The sequence below is a fragment of the Pseudomonas sp. DNDY-54 genome, from assembly GCF_019880365.1.
GTDB classification, from domain to species: domain Bacteria; phylum Pseudomonadota; class Gammaproteobacteria; order Pseudomonadales; family Pseudomonadaceae; genus Stutzerimonas; species Stutzerimonas stutzeri_P.
Genome location: NZ_CP082271.1, coordinates 3,965,213 through 3,983,929, shown reverse-complemented (window position 1 = coordinate 3,983,929; position 18,717 = coordinate 3,965,213). Strand labels below are relative to the sequence as shown.

19 protein-coding genes are annotated in these 18,717 nt (G+C 60.1%); 7 read left to right on the top strand and 12 right to left on the bottom strand.

Annotation, left to right across the window (positions count from 1 at the left end):
* Positions 1-95 precede the first annotated feature (95 nt).
* Entirely contained in the window at positions 96-950 is an 855-nt protein-coding gene (gene rpoH, locus K4O48_RS18460) for an RNA polymerase sigma factor RpoH (protein WP_222909795.1), read from the top strand.
* Positions 951-1,037: 87 nt separating this feature from the next.
* Here the strand turns inward: rpoH and K4O48_RS18455 are convergent, their stop codons facing one another.
* Both K4O48_RS18455 and mtgA read right to left on the bottom strand, forming a co-directional pair.
* Positions 1,038-3,596, bottom strand: coding sequence for a CHASE domain-containing protein (locus tag K4O48_RS18455; protein WP_222909794.1), 2,559 nt, complete (start codon positions 3,594-3,596; stop codon positions 1,038-1,040).
* A 272-nt stretch (positions 3,597-3,868) separates the two neighbouring features.
* A complete protein-coding gene (mtgA, locus tag K4O48_RS18450; protein WP_222909793.1) occupies positions 3,869-4,579 on the bottom strand; it encodes a monofunctional biosynthetic peptidoglycan transglycosylase in 711 nt (236 codons plus the stop codon).
* 68 nt (positions 4,580-4,647) lie between these two features.
* On the opposite strand from mtgA, the gene K4O48_RS18445 reads away from it, so the two are divergent.
* The 5 genes from K4O48_RS18445 (at position 4,648) to K4O48_RS18425 (ending at position 8,487) form a co-directional block, all read left to right on the top strand.
* On the top strand, positions 4,648-5,022 hold the full coding sequence (locus K4O48_RS18445; RefSeq protein WP_222909792.1) for a DUF423 domain-containing protein: 375 nt from the start codon (positions 4,648-4,650) through the stop codon (positions 5,020-5,022).
* A 103-nt stretch (positions 5,023-5,125) separates the two neighbouring features.
* On the top strand, positions 5,126-5,326 hold the full coding sequence (thiS, locus tag K4O48_RS18440) for a sulfur carrier protein ThiS (protein WP_222909791.1): 201 nt from the start codon (positions 5,126-5,128) through the stop codon (positions 5,324-5,326).
* 84 nt (positions 5,327-5,410) lie between these two features.
* Complete coding sequence (locus K4O48_RS18435; RefSeq protein WP_222909790.1) at positions 5,411-6,205, top strand: thiazole synthase; 795 nt, start codon at positions 5,411-5,413, stop codon at positions 6,203-6,205.
* A gap of 102 nt (positions 6,206-6,307) precedes the next feature.
* Positions 6,308-6,979, top strand: coding sequence for a tRNA (guanosine(46)-N7)-methyltransferase TrmB (trmB, locus tag K4O48_RS18430; protein ID WP_222912158.1), 672 nt, complete (start codon positions 6,308-6,310; stop codon positions 6,977-6,979).
* A gap of 170 nt (positions 6,980-7,149) precedes the next feature.
* Entirely contained in the window at positions 7,150-8,487 is a 1,338-nt protein-coding gene (locus K4O48_RS18425) for a DUF1329 domain-containing protein (RefSeq protein WP_222909789.1), read from the top strand.
* 227 nt (positions 8,488-8,714) lie between these two features.
* Here K4O48_RS18425 and K4O48_RS18420 read toward each other — a convergent pair whose 3' ends face one another.
* The 10 genes from K4O48_RS18420 to K4O48_RS18375 form a co-directional block, all read right to left on the bottom strand.
* Positions 8,715-9,038 carry a DUF3392 domain-containing protein gene (locus K4O48_RS18420; protein ID WP_046161601.1) on the bottom strand — a complete coding sequence of 108 codons (324 nt, stop codon included), beginning with the start codon at positions 9,036-9,038 and terminating at the stop codon, positions 8,715-8,717.
* A gap of 9 nt (positions 9,039-9,047) precedes the next feature.
* Positions 9,048-10,241 (bottom strand): radical SAM family heme chaperone HemW, encoded by a 1,194-nt coding sequence (hemW, locus tag K4O48_RS18415; RefSeq protein ID WP_222909788.1) that lies wholly within the window; start codon positions 10,239-10,241, stop codon positions 9,048-9,050.
* Complete coding sequence (gene rdgB / locus K4O48_RS18410; protein WP_222909787.1) at positions 10,238-10,834, bottom strand: RdgB/HAM1 family non-canonical purine NTP pyrophosphatase; 597 nt, start codon at positions 10,832-10,834, stop codon at positions 10,238-10,240. Before rdgB ends, hemW begins: the two co-directional genes overlap by 4 nt.
* Positions 10,831-11,253 carry a DUF4426 domain-containing protein gene (locus K4O48_RS18405; RefSeq protein ID WP_222909786.1) on the bottom strand — a complete coding sequence of 141 codons (423 nt, stop codon included), beginning with the start codon at positions 11,251-11,253 and terminating at the stop codon, positions 10,831-10,833. Before K4O48_RS18405 ends, rdgB begins: the two co-directional genes overlap by 4 nt.
* A 23-nt stretch (positions 11,254-11,276) precedes the next feature.
* On the bottom strand, positions 11,277-11,876 hold the full coding sequence (gene metW, locus K4O48_RS18400) for a methionine biosynthesis protein MetW (protein ID WP_222909785.1): 600 nt from the start codon (positions 11,874-11,876) through the stop codon (positions 11,277-11,279).
* A 9-nt stretch (positions 11,877-11,885) separates the two neighbouring features.
* Positions 11,886-13,025, bottom strand: coding sequence for a homoserine O-acetyltransferase (locus K4O48_RS18395; RefSeq protein ID WP_222909784.1), 1,140 nt, complete (start codon positions 13,023-13,025; stop codon positions 11,886-11,888).
* Positions 13,026-13,106: 81 nt separating this feature from the next.
* A complete protein-coding gene (locus K4O48_RS18390) occupies positions 13,107-15,068 on the bottom strand; it encodes a dynamin-like GTPase family protein (protein ID WP_222909783.1) in 1,962 nt (653 codons plus the stop codon).
* Positions 15,069-15,189: 121 nt separating this feature from the next.
* Complete coding sequence (locus tag K4O48_RS18385) at positions 15,190-15,780, bottom strand: YggT family protein (RefSeq protein WP_222909782.1); 591 nt, start codon at positions 15,778-15,780, stop codon at positions 15,190-15,192.
* Positions 15,781-16,057: 277 nt separating this feature from the next.
* Entirely contained in the window at positions 16,058-16,885 is an 828-nt protein-coding gene (gene proC / locus K4O48_RS18380) for a pyrroline-5-carboxylate reductase (protein ID WP_222909781.1), read from the bottom strand.
* A 12-nt stretch (positions 16,886-16,897) separates the two neighbouring features.
* Positions 16,898-17,611: a YggS family pyridoxal phosphate-dependent enzyme gene (locus K4O48_RS18375; RefSeq protein ID WP_222909780.1), complete on the bottom strand. Its 714-nt coding sequence runs from the start codon at positions 17,609-17,611 to the stop codon at positions 16,898-16,900.
* Positions 17,612-17,677: 66 nt separating this feature from the next.
* On the opposite strand from K4O48_RS18375, the gene K4O48_RS18370 reads away from it, so the two are divergent.
* Positions 17,678-18,712, top strand: coding sequence for a type IV pilus twitching motility protein PilT (locus K4O48_RS18370; protein ID WP_222909779.1), 1,035 nt, complete (start codon positions 17,678-17,680; stop codon positions 18,710-18,712).
* Positions 18,713-18,717: the final 5 nt, after the last annotated feature.

The following is an 18,717-nucleotide window of genomic DNA, read 5'->3' as shown; positions in this document are numbered from 1 at the left end:
ATCGCTTTTATGAGGCTGTAAGGAAACTTTTCCACAGGCTTGCGGTCTCACGCGGCAGTGCTAAACTGCTGCAGCTTCATTATTGGAGGATCTGCATGACTACAAATCTGCAACCTGTTCAAGCCCTAGTCCCGGGAGCGAATCTCGAGGCCTACGTGCAGACGGTCAACAGCATTCCGCTGCTTACGGTCGAGCAGGAACGCGATCTGGCCGGGCGTCTGTTTTATCATCAGGACCTCGAGGCCGCTCGCCAGATGGTGCTTGCCCACCTGCGCTTCGTCGTGCACATCGCTCGCAGTTATTCGGGTTATGGGCTGGCTCAGGCCGACCTGATCCAGGAAGGCAACGTCGGCCTGATGAAGGCGGTCAAGCGTTTCAACCCTGAAATGGGTGTACGTCTGGTGTCCTTTGCCGTGCATTGGATCAAGGCGGAAATACACGAATTCATTCTGCGCAACTGGCGCATCGTCAAAGTCGCTACCACCAAGGCGCAGCGCAAGCTGTTCTTTAATCTGCGCAGCCAGAAAAAGCGCTTGGCCTGGTTGAATAACGAAGAGGTCGAACGCGTTGCCGACAGCCTCGGCGTCGAGGCCCGCGAAGTCCGCGAGATGGAAAGCCGTTTGACGGGGCACGACATGGCGTTCGATCCGTCGGCCGATGCGGATGACGACAGCGCTTACCAGTCACCGGCGCATTACCTGGAAGACCATCGTTACGATCCGGCGCGGCAACTTGAGGACGCCGATTGGAGTGATAGCTCCAACTCCAGCCTTCACGAGGCGCTGGAGACGCTGGACGAGCGTAGTCGGGATATTCTCCAGCAACGGTGGTTGAGCGATAACAAGGCGACCCTGCATGATCTCGCCGCGAAATACGGAGTATCTGCAGAGCGGATTCGACAGCTCGAAAAGAACGCGATGAACAAGCTCAAGGGGTCGATTCAGGCCTGATTCGAGTGGTTCAGACGTGCCGAGGCGCTGCGATTGCAGCGCCTTTTTTTATGCCTGTCGATTGGTGGCCCTGAGTTAGCGCTTAGGTCAGGGGAATGGCCTGGCGTGTTCCAGCGAGTCGGTGAGGGCGATTAATAGTTGCGCCGCGCTGATGGGTTTGTGCAACCAGATGATGCCGGTATCCCCATCATGCTGGTCGAACTGGCTCGCCGCCGAGATCACGATGATTGGCACGTCCCGCGTCACTGGGTTGCTGCGTACCTCGTCGATCAATTCGCGTCCGCTGCCATCGGGTAGATGCAGGTCGAGCGTCAACGCCTCATAGCGTGTAGTGGCGAGCTTGCTACGTGCAGCATGCAGGCTCTGCACGCGATCAACGGCGTAACCGGCATCACGCAGCATCAGGTGCAACAGGCGTCCCGTGTCCGGTTCGTCTTCGATGACCAGCAGGCGCGGCTGACCCTGATCGGCGGACGAGGTGCTGGCTTCAAGCACCGGCAGCTCGCACCAGAAGGTTGTACCGTGGCCTTCTGAAGTGTCGAAACCGACCCGGCCGCCCATGCGCTCGATAAATTCCTTGGTGATGGCGAGGCCCAGTCCGGTACCACCTTTTTGACGGCTGTCGGAGCCGTCGGCTTGGGCGAATTTCTCAAATACTCGGGTTTGAAAGCTTGGCGCGATGCCCGGGCCTTGATCGGTGACGTTGATGCGTACATGGCCGGCGTCGGTGAGGGTGCAGTGCAGGGTCACTTCGCCGCCTTCGGGCGTGTATTTGATGGCATTCGATAAGAAGTTGGCCAGCACTTGCTGCAGGCGCAGGCCATCGATCCAGACGTTCACCGGCGCCGGGTTGCGCAACACGCAGTTCACACCGTAATGCGCGGCGAAAGCCTGGTTGCTGGCAAGTGCTTCTTCCAACAACCGGCCAAGCGAGTGCTCGCGCATGTCGAACGCCATCTTGCCGGCCGCAATCTTTTCCATATCCAGCAAGTCGTCGATGAGGTAGCCCAGGCGCAGGCTGTTGCGATGGGCGATTTCGAGCATCTCCCGCATGGAGCCCGGCACCTCGCCCAATGCGCCGCCGTTCACCAGGCCGAGCGCGCCGCTGATGGAGGTCAAGGGTGTGCGCAGTTCGTGGCTGACGGTCGAGACGAATTGATCCTTCATCTGTTCAATGCGCTTGTGCTCGGTCAGGTCCATGCTGGTCCCGCTGATGCGTAGCGGCTGACCGTTCCGGTCTCGCTGGATATAGCCGCGGATCAACACCGGGACCACCGTGCCGCTTTTGTGCTGAAAACGCAGCTCGGTGGTGAAGTGATCGACAGCTGAGAGCATGGTCTGTGCCAGCTGTGCCTTCGCCTGGCGCACGTCCGCAGGCGGCATTAGCCGCTCCCATAGCGTCAGATCTGATTGCAGTTCGCCGGGGCGATAGCCGAGCATGTGCCAAGCGCGCGGCGATGCGTAGAACGTTCCGGCGTCAAGATTCATGTCCCAGAGCCCATCGTTGCTGCCCTTTAGTGCGAGGCTGAGTCGCTCTTCGCTGAGCTGGAGGGCACGCTTGTTCTCCCGGATGTGCTCCGTCATCTCCTCCGCTAGCGCCTCGGCACGGCTGCGTCTGAGCGAGAGTGACGACGTCAGGAAGAAAAGCAGCAGGCTCAGGCCGATTCCCAGACCGATTACCAGCTCGTTATTGGTATGAAAAAAAGCATCGAATGCCGGCAGGCTTTCCAACCGCAGCGTCCAGGTTTGGCCATAAAGGTCGAGTCGGATGACTTCACGGTATTGGCTAGGTTCGGCGTGGGGCACGTCTCGGCTGGCGAAGATCAGGCTGTCCGGGTCCTCGGTATCGCCGGCATAGATATGCAGGCTGAGGTTCGGATCGGCTGCGCCCAGGATGCCGCGCATCAGGTCATCCATCCGATACGGGCTGTAGACAAACCCCTGAAGCGCCTGCATACGCTCTTCAATGGAGGCGACCGGTCTGCCTGGCTCGTACAGCGGTACGTACATCAGAACGCCAGCCTGGATCTTGCCGTGGGTTTCCTGGCGTAACCGGACTCTACCGGTGATGTGTGGTTGTCCGGTTTCGGCCGCCTGCTGCATGGCCTGTTGGCGCACCGGTTCGGCGAACATGTCATAGCCGAACGCCGCAAGGTTGCGGTCGTTGAAAGGCTCAAGGTAAACGATGGGGGTGCGTAGAGATGAGTTGCCAGCTGGGGGATACACCTCGTAGTTGGCGAAACCTTCATTACGAATGCTCTGTATATGCGCCTCCAGCGCCTCTGGCCGCACTGCCTTGGCGAATCCCACGCCTTGTATGCCGGGGTAGCGCTCGGCCAGCTGTAGGCGTTCGTTATAAGACCGCCATTGAGCACGCGAGACCTCACCGCTGACATCGAACAGACCGGCCGCGCCGAGCAAGATCTGCTCATGGTCAACCATGCGTTTGCCGATGGCTTCAACCGTGGTCTCAACGAGAAAGTCGAACTGTTGACGGGCCGCGCGATCTTCTTTCAGCTTCAGGTGCTGCAGGATCGCCAATTGAACGAGCAGGGTGAATACCAAGACGAGCCACGCAATGCTGCTACGCCAGTGGAAGGATTGCTGCACCTTGTTTAGAGGTGAGTGGATTGCAGTTTCGCTCATGCTATCGATGCCATGCGTTCAGTGGCGAGTGAGCGAGAAGGTGGTCGCAGGTCTGGTCTGTTGACGTACCGTCCTGCATCCGGGGCTCGGCCCGGCATCTCGCAACAGCTCAACTGCAGCTTACTCGTTGCGATGGCGCACTGCCATAACGGTCCGTCTGGCCGTGCTCGGCTGTTATGAGCGTATGCGCTTTGTCTTGTGGAATGCGGCTCGATGGTACGAGGCGTTGCTGAACTGATGCTGGGCTACACCGCAAACCCTAGCCGCGGCTATCAGCGCTTCTCGGCGATTCGCAGCTGATTCAAGTAGTGGCTGCCGCCAAGTTGACGCATCTGCTGACGAATCCAGCTGGCGCGTTGCCGAACATGCGGGCCGGGCCGCCCTGCATTCCACTCGCGTGGATTAGGCAGCACGGCCGCAAGCTGGCTGGCCTGAGTCGTCGAAAGATAAGAGGCACCGATGCCGAAATGGTGCTGAGCAGCAGCTTGCGCGCCGAATATCCCGTCCCCCCATTCAACGCTGTTCAGATACACCTCGAGAATGCGCTGTTTCGGCCACAGCAGCTCGATCCAACCGGTGAACCAGACTTCCAGGCCCTTGCGTATCCAGCTGCGTCCAGACCAGAGAAACAAGTTTTTAGCGACTTGTTGGCTCAGTGTGCTTGCGCCGCGTAGTGAACCGCCCCGCTCGTTGTGCGCGAACGCGGCGCGGATGGCGGCGATATCGAAGCCCCAGTGATCGGCGAATTTCTGGTCCTCCGCTGCGATCACTGCCATCTTCAAGTCATCCGGCAGCGTTTGCCACGGACGCCAGCTGCGTTGCAGATCGATCGGTTCACCGCTGGCCCAGGATTCGACCTTGCGTTCAACCATAAGTCCGGTGATTGGTGGCGGGACCCAGCGAAACACCGCAACCAGCAGTACGGACAATGCGGTGAGCCAGAACAGCAATTTGATTAAGCGGCGCAGCAGCGTTCGGAGCATGAGCGTGGTCGCGACCAGGGGGAACGGGCATTATAACGGCGTCGATACCCCCTGACTGGAAGCGCCCGATGATTCGTACTTTTCTTATGCTTGCTGGATTCTTCGGACTGACTGGCGTGGCGTTGGGCGCCTTCGCCGCGCATGGGCTGAGAAGCCGCCTCAGCGCCGATTATCTGGCTGTGTTCCAGACTGGGGTGCATTATCAGCTGATCCACGCACTGGCGCTGTTCGGGGTCGCTTTGCTGGCCGTGCATGCGCCAGGCCGCGCGTTAACGGCTGCAGGGTGGCTCTTCGCGCTAGGTGTGCTGTTGTTTTCCGGCAGTCTTTACCTGCTCAGCCTTACGGGCATCACTAAGCTTGGGATCATAACGCCCATCGGCGGTACCGCATTTCTGGCTGGCTGGATGTGTTTGATGGTTGCAGCATGGAATCTTCGCAGCTGACTGGGAGTACGCCCCCGAGAGGATGAGCGGCGATGCTCGGCGCCTTGGTCGTCCGACCCGATCGGGCTAGAATGCGGGCCCCTTGGCAATGGTGGCGACCCCTATGCACATTCAGCTGAACGGCGAGCGCTACGAGCTACCAGACGGTCAGTCGGTCGCCGACTTGCTGCAGCGCCTGGAGCTGACCGGGCGTCGCCTGGCGGTCGAGCTCAATCGCGACATCGTGCCGCGTAGCCAGCATGCGGCAACGGTGTTGGTTGAAGGCGATCAGGTGGAAGTCGTGCACGCGATTGGCGGAGGCTGACGTTTCGGCCGCCCTTGTTTTCTGGACGTCGCCTCTCTGTCGCGGCGAATTTCTCGTTTCATTACGTCTGAACAGGATGGTTCCATGAGCCCAGTTCCGCACGACAAACCCTTCACGCTTGCTGGCCGGACCTATCAGTCGCGCCTGTTGGTGGGCACCGGCAAGTACAAGGATCTCGACGAGACCCGCGCTGCGATCGAAGCATCAGGCGCGGAAATCGTCACGGTTGCGGTGCGTCGCACCAACATCGGCCAGAACCCGGGAGAGCCGAATCTGCTCGACGTGATCTCGCCGGACCGCTACACCATCCTGCCCAATACAGCCGGTTGCTTCGACGCCGACGAGGCGGTGCGGACCTGCCGTCTGGCCCGCGAGCTGCTTGACGGCCATAAGCTGGTCAAGCTTGAAGTGCTGGCCGACCAGAAAACGCTGTTCCCCAACGTCATTGAAACCCTCAAGGCAGCCGACGTGCTGATCAAGGATGGCTTCGACGTGATGGTGTACACCAGCGATGATCCGATCATTGCTCGACAGCTGGCCGACATGGGTTGCATCGCCGTCATGCCGCTGGCCGGCCTGATCGGTACCGGCCTGGGCATCTGCAACCCGTACAACCTGCGCATCATTCTTGAAGAAGCAAAGGTCCCGGTGCTGGTCGATGCGGGCGTGGGTACCGCATCGGACGCCACCATCGCCATGGAGCTAGGCTGTGAGGCGGTGCTGATGAACAGCGCTATTGCCCACGCCCAAAACCCCGTGTTAATGGCCGAAGCGATGAAATACGCAATTGAAGCGGGTCGCTTGGCCTACTTGGCCGGGCGCATGCCGAAGAAGCTATACGCCAGCGCCTCGTCGCCTCTGGAAGGCCTGATTCGCTGAATTTTCCGCCCGTCTCCGGCTGCGAGTTCGCGGCCGGGTCTTGTTTATCTGCAGGTTTCGTTCATGAGTGACACTACCCCCCCGCCCGAGGGTCAACGGCGCATGCGCACCATCAAAAGCTTCGTGATGCGTGCTGGCCGGATGACCGAAGGTCAACAGCGGGGCCTCGACCAGGGCTGGCCGCGGTTCGGGCTTGAGCTGGCCGACGGCGTGCGTGATTTTGATCAGGTCTTCGGCCGTCAAGCACCGCGAACCTTTGAAATCGGCTTTGGCATGGGCCACTCCACGCTCGAAATGGCTGCGGCGGCACCGGATCAGGATTTCATCGCAGTAGAAGTGCACTCGCCTGGTGTTGGCGCACTGTTAAACGGGCTTTTGTCACAAAACCTGAAAAATGTCCGGATCTACAGTTGCGATGCGCTTGAAGTGCTGCGTGAATGCGTCCCCGATGCCAGCCTGGACCGGGTTCTGCTGTATTTCCCCGATCCGTGGCACAAAAGTCGCCACCACAAGCGGCGCATCGTCCAGCCGGGATTTGCCGAACTGGTGCGACAGAAACTCAGGGTCGGCGGTGTATTGCACATGGCGACCGACTGGGAAGCTTACGCGGAACATATGCTCGACGTCATGAGCGTCGCGCCTGGCTTTCGCAACCAGGCGATAAATGGGCAATACGTTGATCGCCCCCAAGAGCGTCCTACGACCAAGTTCGAACGCCGTGGCGAGCGCTTGGGGCACGGGGTCTGGGACCTCAAGTTCGAGCGTATCGACTGAAACGAAAGAGCGTGTGCTGCGCCCATTAGAGCCGTACCAGCGGCCCAAGGAAGATCTGAAGAGAGAACGCAATGCCAGGACGGCACGATCCCCAACGCCTAATTAGCGCCCTGCCTGTCGGTAGCGGCCGTCATCTGCCGCGCGCCGTTTGCGCAGCAAGGAGCAACGAGATGTACAGAAAATTTGGAATTCTGCTACTGGCGGTTTGCGCCAGTCATGCCCAGGCCAAGGTGGACAACGCGCAGGCCGCGCGACTGGGGCAGGACCTGACTCCGCTCGGCGCCGAGCGTGCCGCCAATGCCAGTGGCAGCATCCCGGCATGGACCGGCGGTGTTCAGCCGCCGGCCAACTATTCCGTCGGCATGCACCACCCCGACCCTTACGCGGCCGATCCCGTGCTCTACCGGGTCGACCGCAGCAATGTTGCGCAATACGCCGGCCTTCTGCCCGAGGGACTGCGAGCATTGGTCGAGCGCTATCCGGACTTTTATATGCGCGTGTTTCCGACGCGCCGCAGCGCCGCCGCTCCGCAACGTATCTATGACGAGACGCGCGCCAACGCCGTATCCGCTGAGCTGATTGCCAACGGTAACGGCATCAAAGGCGCTGTTGCGGGCATCCCGTTCCCACTGCCGCAGGACGGCATGGAAGCCATCTGGAACCACGTGCTGCACTACAAGGGTGAGCAGACCCACATGATCAATAACCAGGCCGTTGTCATCAACGGCAGGGCGAACTTGATCAAGCGTGATCGGCACATTTATTACGTTTACAACCGTGAGGGCATGGACAAGGCGACGCTGGACAACACGCTGCTGTATTACAAGTACCGTGTAACCGCGCCGGCGAAGTTGTCCGGTACAGCGCTGTTGCTGCAGGATCCGATTGACCAGGTTCTAGCGATCCGTAAGGCCTGGCGGTACACCCCGAGCGACCGTCGCGTTCGCCGCCTGCCTTCGCTAGCCTATGATTCGCTACAGCCGGACACCAGCGGACTGGCCACGGCAGACGTGGTCGACTCGTTCAACGGCGCCCCGGATCGTTATGAATGGAAGCTGATCGGCAAGCGGGAAATGCTGGTGCCCTATAACAGCTACGCCGTGCACCAGAAGGGCATACCCTACGACACCATCATCGGCGCACGCACGTTGAATCCCGAACTGCTGCGCTACGAGCAGCATCGGGTTTGGATCGTCGAGGCCCAGCTGCGCAAAGGCTTCAGCCATCCATACGACATGCGCCGGTTCTACATTGACGAAGACAGCTGGCAGATACTTGCAGTCGACTTGTTCGATGAAGATGCCGAGCTGATTGGCCTGCAGGAAAGCCATCCGATCAGCTATTACGAGGTCCCGATGTTCGGTAGCACGCTGGAGACGCTGTACCACCTCAAAGAAGGCAACTACTTCGTCGATGGGCTCGACAACAACGAGCCGATGTACGATTTCAATGCCCAGATGGGACCGCGAGATTTCTCACCGGCTGCGCTTCGCCGCGGCGGGAACTGATCGGTCTGGATACAACGAAACCCGCCCCTGTGGCGGGTTTCGTGTTTTTAGATAGGTGTCATTCGTGCGGGCCCTGGCCTGGATACGACCCTTAAGGGCGGCCCATGCGCCCTCGCCGCATGACCGGCAGACCAGAGTGCCGCGATGGGGAAGCTCCGTGCCGGGGCGATGCACTGGTGCTGGGTTAACCGGGCTTCTGGCGGCGACGAGTGAGTGATACGAGCCGCTCAGTTGCGGTCGGCGACGACGCCAATGATAAACAGGACCAACAACAAGACGGGCGCCAGGGTGTAGTTGTTGAACTGAGCCAGCCCCTTCGCCAACCACGGGCTAAGGTAGATGATGCCGAGGCCGTAAACCAGCGCGCAGAACACGACGAAAGCGAGCGTACGCAAGACGAAGTTCAGCCCGCCGATGTTCTTTTGTACCCAGGCGTTGAGCGCGGGGCCGAACAGTACGAACAAGGTGGCCATGATAGCCAGCGAAATATCAAACAGATGGTGACGGCTCCAACGCGACAGTGTGGCGATGAGGTCGAGTACGAGATCCATGCGGTGTCCTTAGGGCAGGAAAAGCTGCAGCAGGTCGTTGAGAAACAGCTGGCCTTTGGCTGTGGCGACCAATCGGTTTGGATCGCGTTCGAGCAAGCCGCGCGTTTCGGCTTCGCGGCGGCTATCAGCCAATGCCTGCGTTGAAAGTCCGGTGCGCTGAGTGAACAGCATCGAGGGCACGCCGTCGGTGAGGCGCAGCACGTTCATCAGGAATTCGAACGGCAGTTCCTCTGGCTGAAGCTGTTTCTCACCCGCGCGAAAGCGCTTTTCAGGATCCATATAGTCTTTCGGCAGGCGGGTTTTCCAGGTTCGACGAATGCCCCCATCCCGGCTGGTGACTTTGCCATGGGCGCCAGCGCCAAGCCCCAGGAAGTCTCCGAACGTCCAGTAATTGAGGTTGTGCTGCGCCTGACGTCCCGGCTGGGCATAGGCCGATGTTTCGTACTGGCCGTAGCCGTGTTCGGCGAGCAGCGCCTGGCCAGCCTCCTGGATATCCCACAGCGTCTCGTCCTCGGGTAACTGAGGCGGCCTGCTCCAGAACTCGGTGTTGGGTTCGACGGTGAGCTGGTACCAGGACAGGTGCGTCGGTTGCTGAGCAATCGCAACGCGCAGGTCGCTCAATGCGTCGTCCAGGCTTTGGTCAGGGAGCCCATGCATCAAGTCCAGGTTGAAATTGTCGAAGCCGGCCGCGCGCGCCATATCCGCGGCGCGAATCGCTTCGTCGCCGTTGTGGATGCGCCCCAGAGCTTTCAGCTTGTCGGGTTGAAAACTCTGTACGCCAATTGACAGGCGATTGATTCCAAGGCGCCGGTAGTCGCTGAACTTGGCCTGTTCGAAGGTGCCGGGGTTGGCTTCAAGGGTAATTTCGATGGCATCAGAGAAGCCGATCCGCTGCTCCAGGCCGACAAGAATGGCTTCGAGTGCGCGCGCAGAAAACAGACTAGGCGTACCGCCTCCGAAGAAAATAGAGGTCAGTGGTCGGCCTTGTACCTGATCCAGGTCGCCATTCAGGTCCGAGAGCAACGCCGCCACATAGACGTCTTCAGGCAGCGTCGGACCGGCGGCGTGGGAGTTGAAATCACAATAGGGGCATTTGCGCACGCACCATGGGATATGAACGTAGGCTGCCAGTGGGGGCAGTTGAAACGCCGCAGTGCCGCTTTCGCCGCCAATGTCTAGCGTGCGGCTTCCCGTTTCGCTCATGTGATTCCTAGCCGCTGCTTGAGCAGGGCCATGGCGCGCGCGCGGTGGCTGAGCTGATTCTTATCTGCCGGAGCCATCTCGGCACTCGAGCAGTTTCGCTCCGGGACCCAGAACAACGGGTCATAACCGAAACCATGTGCGCCCTGCGGGGCGTGCAGGATGCGCCCGTGCCATAGCCCCTCGCAGATGATTGGCAGCGGATCGTTGGCGTGCCGTACCAACGCCAACGCGCAGACAAACTGGGCGCCACGGTCGGTATCGGGAACGTCTTGCAGCGCCTCCAGCAGCTTGATGTTGTTCGCCGCATCGCCCTGACCGTCAGCGTACCGTGCCGAGTAGATGCCTGGGGCGCCGCCGAGATGGTCCACTGCCAGTCCCGAATCGTCTGCCAGCGCCGGCAGGCCGGAAACCCTGGCTGCGTTGCGGGCCTTGAGGATCGCATTCTCGATGAATGACAGCCCCGTTTCCTCAGGTTCCACGTCGCTGAATTCGCCCACTGAGCGCACACGCACCGCGTCGCCCAGCATGGCCTGAAGTTCCTTGAGCTTGCCGGCGTTATGGCTGGCCAGCACCAGTTCATTGATAGGCATCATTCGTCCGGGAAGAATTCTTGCGTGAAGTCGAAGGTGATCGGTGCGGTGCCGGTGGGTTGCACGTTCAGATTGAAACGCAGCGTTTCACGCGACTCGAAGGGAAACTGAGCGAGATAGTAGATCGCATCGTCACCTTCTTTAAGCTGCTTGAAGGTCAGCGGGTAATCCTGGCCGAGAAGGTTTTTCACCGCTCCGCTGACCTGCGCCGCCACCGGCTTGCCGGTTTTGAGCACCGAGACGTTGACGACGCCTTGGGTCTTGCTGCGTACGAGGCCCGCGGCAGCGGCGATGTCAGGCTGCAGAAAGCCGGAGTTGAAGGCGATGTAATGCACGTCGAGCTCACCGACGCTGTGTTTGCGCTCAGCCATCACAGGCAATGAAAGCACTAGGGCAAGCAGGCATATCAGGCTAGATCTCATGGTTTTCCTCCAGCGATGAACGGTTAACGGGCTGAGCCGGTGACGCGATAGATGCCGATTTCCCCGATCAGGTTGGGCCACAGGCGGCTCGCCATCCCGTGTTTGTGATGGCGATCCACGGCCAGGCGTTCAAGCACCCGTGCGCCCAGCTCGTGGCTTAGCCTTTCGAAATCTTCGAAGGTGCAGAAATGGATGTTCGGCGTGTTGTACCACGTGTACGGCAGGAACTCCGAGACCGGCATGCGGCCCTTGCTGGCCAGGTACCAGCGGCAGCGCCAGTGGCCGAAGTTAGGAAAGGTGATGATGCACTCGCGGCCGACTCGCAGCATTTCTTTGAGCAGCTTGTCGGGGTAATGGACCGCCTGCAACGCCTGGGTCATGACGACCATGTCGAAGCTGTCGCTGGCGAAGTTGCCCAGCCCCTTGTCGAGGTCCTGTTCAATGACATTGACACCTTTCTCGATGCAGGCGGCGATGTTGTCCGGGTCGATCTCCAAGCCGTAACCGCTGACCTGCTTGTTGTCTTGCAGCCAGGCCAGCAGCTCGCCGTTGCCGCAACCGAGGTCGAGCACTCGGCTGCCCGCCGGGATCCAGTCTTGGATAATGTCCAGGTCGGCGCGCATGTGAGTTCCTTATAGGGCGATGCGGTTCATGTAGCCGCGAAACGCCTGCAAATAACGGGGGATGGGTATCAGGAAGGCATCGTGACCCTGCGGCGCGTCGATCTCCAGGTAGCAGACATTCTTGCGTGCCGCCATCAGTGCATCGACGATTTCATGCGAGCGCTCAGGTGAGAAGCGCCAGTCGGTCGTGAAGGAGATTACGCAGAAATCAGCCTTGGCGGTCGACAGTGCCTTGGCCAGATCGTCGCCATGGACCGCGGCCGGATCGAAGTAATCCAGTGCTTTGGTCATCAGCAAATAGGTATTGGCATCGAAGCGGCTGGAAAACTCCTCGCCCTGGTAGCGAAGGTAACTTTCCACCTGAAACTCGACGCTGTTGAAGTCATAGTTGAGTTTCTCGCTCTTCAGGCCACGGCCAAACTTGGTGCCCATGGCGTCATCAGACAGATAGGTTATGTGCCCGACCATGCGCGCCAGCATGAGGCCGCGCTTGGGGATGACGTTCTGTTCCTGGAAATGGCCACCGTGGAATTCAGGATCGGACAGGATTGCTTGGCGTGCTACCTCGTTGAAGGCAATGTTCTGTGCCGATAGCTTGGGCGCCGAGGCAATCGCCACGCAGTGGCGGACGCGCTCGGGATAGCTCATGGTCCATTGCAGGGCCTGCATGCCGCCAAGGCTGCCGCCGACCACTGCAGCCCATTGTTCAATTCCCAGCACATCGGCTAGACGCGCCTGGCTGTTGACCCAATCCTCCACCGTCACTACTGGAAAATCTGCCCCGTAAGGCTTGCCTGTCAGCGGGTTGACGCTGCTGGGGCCGGTCGAGCCGTTGCAGCCACCGAGGTTGTTCAGGCTGACTACGAAAAAACGATTGGTATCGATGGCCTTGCCCGGTCCGATGCAACTGTCCCACCAGCCCGGCTTGCGTTCGTCCATCCCATGAAAACCCGCGGCATGGTGGTGGCCCGACAGGGCATGGCAAATCAGCACAGCATTGCTACGCGCGGCGTTCAGTTCACCGTAGGTCTCATAGATCAGCTGGTAGGCGTCAAGGGTGCGGCCGCAGGCAAGTGCCAGCGGCTCGGCAAAATGCTCGACCTTCGGACTCACCAGACCAACGGAATCGGCTGGAATAGCTGTGGGCATCGACCCTGGCTCGTGCTGGAAGAAGGCGGCAAAGTCTAAAGGTTAGCGCGCCTCAATTCATCCTCAATCGCAACGCCTCCATCAGCCGACCACGGCGCCCGTCAAGCTGACCACCTTGCCTTGACGACGAATCGGCGCGGGGCGACGTAGCAGCCGCAGCATTTCCCCTGCCTGGGTCAGCTGGTGTTCCAGCTCGACGCTGTAGCGTGCCAGTAGTCGGCCTCGTTGGCTGCTCTGCTGGCTGTCCTGCGCCAGGCTCTTGAGCTGAAGCATATGTGCTTCGAGCTGCTGCTTGTGCTCGAGTGAGTGCTGCATCAGTGGCATCAGCGCTTCGCTGGCCCACTGTTCGGCTTCCTGGCGCAAGCGCTGATGCAGTCCGATAACTTCCTGCACCAGGGTGGCGAAGAAGCGGCGGGTCAGGGTGCGCTGCTCGGTGAGCAATGTCTTGAGTTGCAGGCGGAACTGGTCCGCCTCGTTCTGCAGGCCTTTGAGCTCACGCTGGTAGGGTGCGATGAGATACAGCGGGGCATCGACGCCATGCAGAGGGTTAGCCTCGTTGTGGCGGCGGTAGATCGCCGAGACCATCTTGTTCGCCAAGGCCGCTTCGTGTTCCAGTGCGCCAAGGTCCTGCTCGACCGAGCGGAAGAAGTGCAGAATGCTGAGGTTGATGCCGAGCGTAGTCAAACTGCCCGTCAGGCTCCGCCGCAGGCGTGCCAGATGTTCTTCCAGGCGTTCGGGGCGGATCATGTTGCGTAACAGTTCGCCTTGGCGTTGCAGTAAGCGTTGGTTGGTTTTCAGCTGCAAAAGGCGTTTGTGGTGCTGGTTGTGATCGTGGCGGGTACGAGCCGTCAGCTCTAATAGCAACTGTCCACTGTCCTGACGATGGCTATCGAGCAGCTCGCTCTGTTCGCGTACTTTCACCAGGCGCTGGGTGAGTATGTGCTGGCTGTTCTGTAGCAGCGCGAGCACTTGACGCACCACTTGTTCTTCGAGAAGGCGCTCCTTCTGGGCAAGGATACGTTCGCAAAGCAGATGCTCCAACGCCAACAACCGGCTGCGCTCCAGCAGCGACTGGTCGCCGCGGATCTTGGCCAGCAGAGCCTGTTTGGCGGAAAGCGGCAACACGTCATCTACCGCAATGCCCAGTTGCTGTGCCGTGCCGGCCTGCATCCGTTGAATGGCTTCATTGACGAAAGCCTCGCCAGAGACGTCGTCCCAGAGAACATCGATTTTGTTCAATACGGCGAATAAGCGGTTACGGTTGCCGTCGTCCAGCTGACGGATATGCTGCTGCCAGATACCCATGTCGCTGGCAGTCACGCCGGCATCGGCCGACAACAGGAAAATCACTGCTTGGGCACTGGGCAGCATCGACAAGGTCAGTTCCGGCTCACTGCCTAGGGCATTGAGGCCTGGCGTGTCGAGAATCCGTAAGCCTTGGCGCAAAAGAGGGTGGTCAAAATTCACCATGGCATGACGCCAGGCCGGCACCATGACCTCACCGTCTGTTTCGGACCGTTCCAGGGCGCCGGGGTGGAAGCCAAGCTGAATAGCATGCTCCAGCGCTACCGACTTGGTGGACGCAACCTGGGTGAACGCCTCGACCATGGCGTCCGGGTTGGTCGCGTCCAGAGCGATATTCGTCCAGACATGCGGGGTGCGCTTGAGCTGGGCGATGCTTGTCTCTTCCAGGCGTGACTCGATAGGCAGCAGACGGATATAGGAACGCTCAGCGCGCGGATCAAAGAAGAGTTCAGTCGGGCACATGGTGGTGCGGCCGGCTCGCGAGGGCAGGATGCGTTGCCCATAGTCTGAAAAAAACAGGCTGTTGATCAGTTCCGTCTTGCCACGTGAAAACTCACCGACGAACGCCAAGGTGATGTGATCGGTGCGCAGCAACTTCAACGCGCGATCCAGTCTCGCCTCGACCGCGTCCGAGTTGAGACGGTTGTGGGCCAGCCAGCTGCGATAACGCGTGATCTCGCGAACCAGGTCGCGCTTCCAGGTGACGTAGGCATCCACCTGCCGGTCGAGTCGTTCCATGATCGTCGTGCTTCCTGAAAGGCGAATCGGGCGATTATCCCCGTCGCCCGGTGCGGGTCAATCGAGCGATTGTGAACTGCCGCCCAAAGGCCGTATCAGGCGAGTGGGCGGTCACAAGCGGTCAGATCAGCGAGCGGAGAATGTTGGGCATGTGCGTCATCATCGCCAAATTGTTGATCACCAACATATCCAGCAGCTTGATGGCAAGGAACGCGAATATCGGCGAGATATCCAGCCCCCCCAGGTTGGGCAGCAGGCGGCGAAAGGGCGCAAGCGCCGGCTCGCAGATCTGACTGACCAGCTGAGCGCCGGGGTTGTGACTGCCGGGTGCGACCCACGAGAGGATCACACTGATGATCAGCGCATAGAAAAAGATATTCAGGAACAGCCCGGTCACGCCGATCATCGCCCAGACCAACAGCTGCAGCGGGTTGCCGATCGTGCCGTAGGCGATCATCAGAATAGCCGCCATCAGCAATATCTGAACGATGATCGCCAAGACCAGCGATGACAAGTCCAGCCCGCCGATGCTTGGTATCACTCGCCGCAGTGGCCGCAATAAGGGATGCGTGGCGCGTACGATGAATTGGCTCAGCGGGTTGTAGAAATCGGCCCGGACCAACTGCAGGATAAAGCGCAACAGAACGATCAGCAGATAGAGGCTGCCGAGCGTCTGGATGATCAGGATCAGGGCTTGCGAGAGTTGCGACATGAAGGCTCCTTAGGGTCTATTGATGTTTCGTCGCGAGCCGCGTTGCTGCGTCAAATGACGCCAGGCAAGGCGCGGGACGCAGGTAATGGTTGTTCCCTTGCCAAGTCCCGCAACGCCGCCTGGCGTCATTTGCCGCGCAACCCGAAGGGCCGGGCCTGTTTTTGCGCGGTGCGGCGTTATTCGTCGTTCATTTGGAATGACCAAACTTCTCTCCTCATGCCTTGCTCCGCGCAAAAAACAGGCTCCGGCGCGGCCGTGAACGAAACGTCAACAGACCCTACTTGCCCAGTTGTTCGGCGAGTTCAGCCGACCGTTGTGCGGCTGCGTTCATCGCCTGGCGTACCAGGTTTTCGAAGCCGCCCGCCTGGAAGGCTTTGATCGCCGCTTCGGTGGTTCCGTTCGGCGAGGTGACCCGGCGGCGCAGTTCGGCGGCCTCGACATCGCTTTCACAGACCATGCGTGCGGCGCCCAGTGCGGTGTGTAATGTCAGCTGCGATGCAGTGTCGCGCGGCAGGCCGAGTTGCTCCCCGGCTGCCGTCATGGCTTCGATCATGAGGAAGAAATACGCCGGGCCGCTACCCGATACCGCGGTCACGGCGTCAATCAGGGCTTCGTTTTCCAGCCAGAGCGCCAGGCCGACCGCGGAGAGTAATTGTTCGGCCTGTTGTTTTTGCCCCTCGCTGACCTGGGCGTTGGCAAACAGCCCGCTGACACCCTGACGCAATAGCGACGGTGTGTTCGGCATGCAGCGCACGATCGACCGTGGCGTCTCTGCGCCTAGCCAGTGTTGCAAGCTCGCACAATTGATACCGGCGGCAATGGACACAACTAGCTGGTTTGGTTGCAGGTGTCCCGCCAGGTCACGGCAGACCGCCTGCATGACTTGAGGCTTTACGGCCAATACGACGACATCGGCGCCGGCCAGTGCCTGACCATTGTCAGCATAGGTCTCGATGCCGTGCGTGCCCTTGAGCGCTGCGCGTTTGTCGGCGCCCGGGTCGCTGGCGCAGATGAACGTGGCGGGAAGGCCTTGGGCACGAAGACCGCCGATCAGGCTGGCGGCCATGTTGCCGCCGCCGATGAAGGCGATACGGGGTGAGGTCATGCGAGCGTTCCTTTATTCATGCGAAGGGTCGACTGTAGCTACCTGGGACGGATAAGCGCGGGCGCCGAACAAAGCGGTGCCGATGCGGACCCAGGTGGCGCCTTCAGCGATGGCGGCTTCCAGGTCCTGGCTCATGCCCATGGAAAGCGTGTCGAGATGGAGGTCGAGCTCGTCTTGCAACGACCGCAGACGGGCAAACGCAGCGCGTTGTTCTGCGGGGTCGTCGGTCGGCTCTGGAATTGTCATCAGTCCCCGCAGACGTAGGCGAGGGAGCGCAGCCATCGCACGCGCCAGTTCCGGTACGTCGTGTGGGCTGCAGCCGGATTTGCTGGCTTCGCCACTGACATTGACCTGCAGGCAGATATTCAGAGGCGCCGAGGACGCGGGGCGCTGATCCGACAAGCGCTGAGCAATCTTCAGACGATCGACGGAGTGGACCCAGTCAAAGTGTTCGGCGATCGCTTTGGTCTTGTTCGACTGGATGGGGCCGATGAAATGCCACGTTAGCGGAAGGTCGGCGAGTTCGCTCTGTTTCTCCAGCGCCTCTTGAAGATAGTTCTCACCGAAATCGCGCAGTCCAGCACTGCTGGCCTGCCGAATGGCGTCGGCTGGCTGCGTCTTGCTTACCGCCAGTAGGCGCACCTCATCGGGATCGCGCGTTACAGCTTGCGCCGCCTCACGGATGCGCGCTCCGACCTTTGCAATATTCGTCGCTATCGTGGACATTACCTGCGCCTGCCACCTTAGGGTCTGCGCGGCATTCTACCTGCTTGCTTGTAATTGGGGAGTCCCATGGATATCACAGAGCTGCTGGCCTTCAGTGCCAAGCAGGGTGCATCGGATTTGCACCTGTCTTCCGGCTTGCCGCCGATGATCCGCGTCGATGGCGATGTACGCCGGATCAACCTCCCCGCGATGGACCACAAGCAGGTGCACGCGCTGATCTACGACATCATGAACGACAAGCAGCGTAAGGATTTCGAGGAATTTCTCGAGACCGACTTCTCGTTCGAAGTTCCCGGTGTCGCGCGTTTCCGGGTCAACGCGTTCAACCAGAACCGCGGCGCTGGCGCGGTGTTCCGGACCATTCCGTCGAAGGTCCTGACCATGGAAGACCTCGGGATGGGGGAGGTCTTCCGCAAGATCACCGATGTGCCGCGCGGCCTGGTGCTGGTGACCGGTCCAACCGGCTCGGGCAAGTCGACTACCCTGGCGGCCATGCTCGACTACCTCAACAGCACCAAGTATCACCACATTCTCACCATCGAAGACCCGATCGAATTCGTCCATGAATCGAAAAAGTGTCTGGTCAACCAACGCGAAGTGCACCGTGACACGCTCGGCTTCTCTGAGGCCTTGCGCTCGGCTCTGCGGGAAGACCCGGACATCATCCTCGTCGGCGAAATGCGTGACCTGGAGACCATCCGTTTGGCGCTGACTGCTGCAGAAACAGGCCATCTGGTGTTTGGCACCCTGCACACCACCTCGGCGGCCAAGACCATCGACCGCGTGGTTGACGTATTCCCGGCGGAAGAAAAATCCATGGTCCGCTCGATGCTTTCCGAGTCGCTGCAGGCGGTGATTTCCCAGACGTTGCTCAAGAAGGTCGGCGGTGGCCGCGTTGCGGCACACGAGATCATGATTGGCACGCCGGCGATCCGGAACCTGATTCGTGAAGACAAAGTCGCGCAGATGTACTCGTCGATCCAGACCGGTGGTTCGTTAGGCATGCAAACGCTCGATTCCTGCCTGAAAGGCCTGCTTGCCAAGGGCCTGATTTCACGCGATAGCGCAAAAGAAAAAGCCAAACAGCCAGAAAACTTCTAAATCTT

Excerpts from the sequence above, each read along its gene's own strand:
- K4O48_RS18385 (WP_222909782.1), bottom strand. The coding sequence starts at position 15,780 with ATGTCGCAACTCTCGCAAGCCCTGATCCTGATCATCCAGACGCTCGGC.
- rdgB (WP_222909787.1), bottom strand. The coding sequence starts at position 10,834 with ATGATGCCTATCAATGAACTGGTGCTGGCCAGCCATAACGCCGGCAAG.
- K4O48_RS18375 (WP_222909780.1), bottom strand. The coding sequence starts at position 17,611 with ATGTCCACGATAGCGACGAATATTGCAAAGGTCGGAGCGCGCATCCGT.
- K4O48_RS18405 (WP_222909786.1), bottom strand. The coding sequence starts at position 11,253 with ATGAGATCTAGCCTGATATGCCTGCTTGCCCTAGTGCTTTCATTGCCT.
- hemW (WP_222909788.1), bottom strand. The coding sequence starts at position 10,241 with ATGAGCGAAACGGGAAGCCGCACGCTAGACATTGGCGGCGAAAGCGGC.
- K4O48_RS18445 (WP_222909792.1), top strand. The coding sequence starts at position 4,648 with ATGATTCGTACTTTTCTTATGCTTGCTGGATTCTTCGGACTGACTGGC.
- K4O48_RS18455 (WP_222909794.1), bottom strand. The coding sequence starts at position 3,596 with ATGAGCGAAACTGCAATCCACTCACCTCTAAACAAGGTGCAGCAATCC.
- K4O48_RS18370 (WP_222909779.1), top strand. The coding sequence starts at position 17,678 with ATGGATATCACAGAGCTGCTGGCCTTCAGTGCCAAGCAGGGTGCATCG.
- K4O48_RS18420 (WP_046161601.1), bottom strand. The coding sequence starts at position 9,038 with ATGGATCTCGTACTCGACCTCATCGCCACACTGTCGCGTTGGAGCCGT.
- K4O48_RS18395 (WP_222909784.1), bottom strand. The coding sequence starts at position 13,025 with ATGCCCACAGCTATTCCAGCCGATTCCGTTGGTCTGGTGAGTCCGAAG.
- rpoH (WP_222909795.1), top strand. The coding sequence starts at position 96 with ATGACTACAAATCTGCAACCTGTTCAAGCCCTAGTCCCGGGAGCGAAT.
- proC (WP_222909781.1), bottom strand. The coding sequence starts at position 16,885 with ATGACCTCACCCCGTATCGCCTTCATCGGCGGCGGCAACATGGCCGCC.
- trmB (WP_222912158.1), top strand. The coding sequence starts at position 6,308 with ATGCGCACCATCAAAAGCTTCGTGATGCGTGCTGGCCGGATGACCGAA.
- K4O48_RS18425 (WP_222909789.1), top strand. The coding sequence starts at position 7,150 with ATGTACAGAAAATTTGGAATTCTGCTACTGGCGGTTTGCGCCAGTCAT.
- K4O48_RS18390 (WP_222909783.1), bottom strand. The coding sequence starts at position 15,068 with ATGGAACGACTCGACCGGCAGGTGGATGCCTACGTCACCTGGAAGCGC.
- metW (WP_222909785.1), bottom strand. The coding sequence starts at position 11,876 with ATGCGCGCCGACCTGGACATTATCCAAGACTGGATCCCGGCGGGCAGC.
- mtgA (WP_222909793.1), bottom strand. The coding sequence starts at position 4,579 with ATGCTCCGAACGCTGCTGCGCCGCTTAATCAAATTGCTGTTCTGGCTC.
- thiS (WP_222909791.1), top strand. The coding sequence starts at position 5,126 with ATGCACATTCAGCTGAACGGCGAGCGCTACGAGCTACCAGACGGTCAG.
- K4O48_RS18435 (WP_222909790.1), top strand. The coding sequence starts at position 5,411 with ATGAGCCCAGTTCCGCACGACAAACCCTTCACGCTTGCTGGCCGGACC.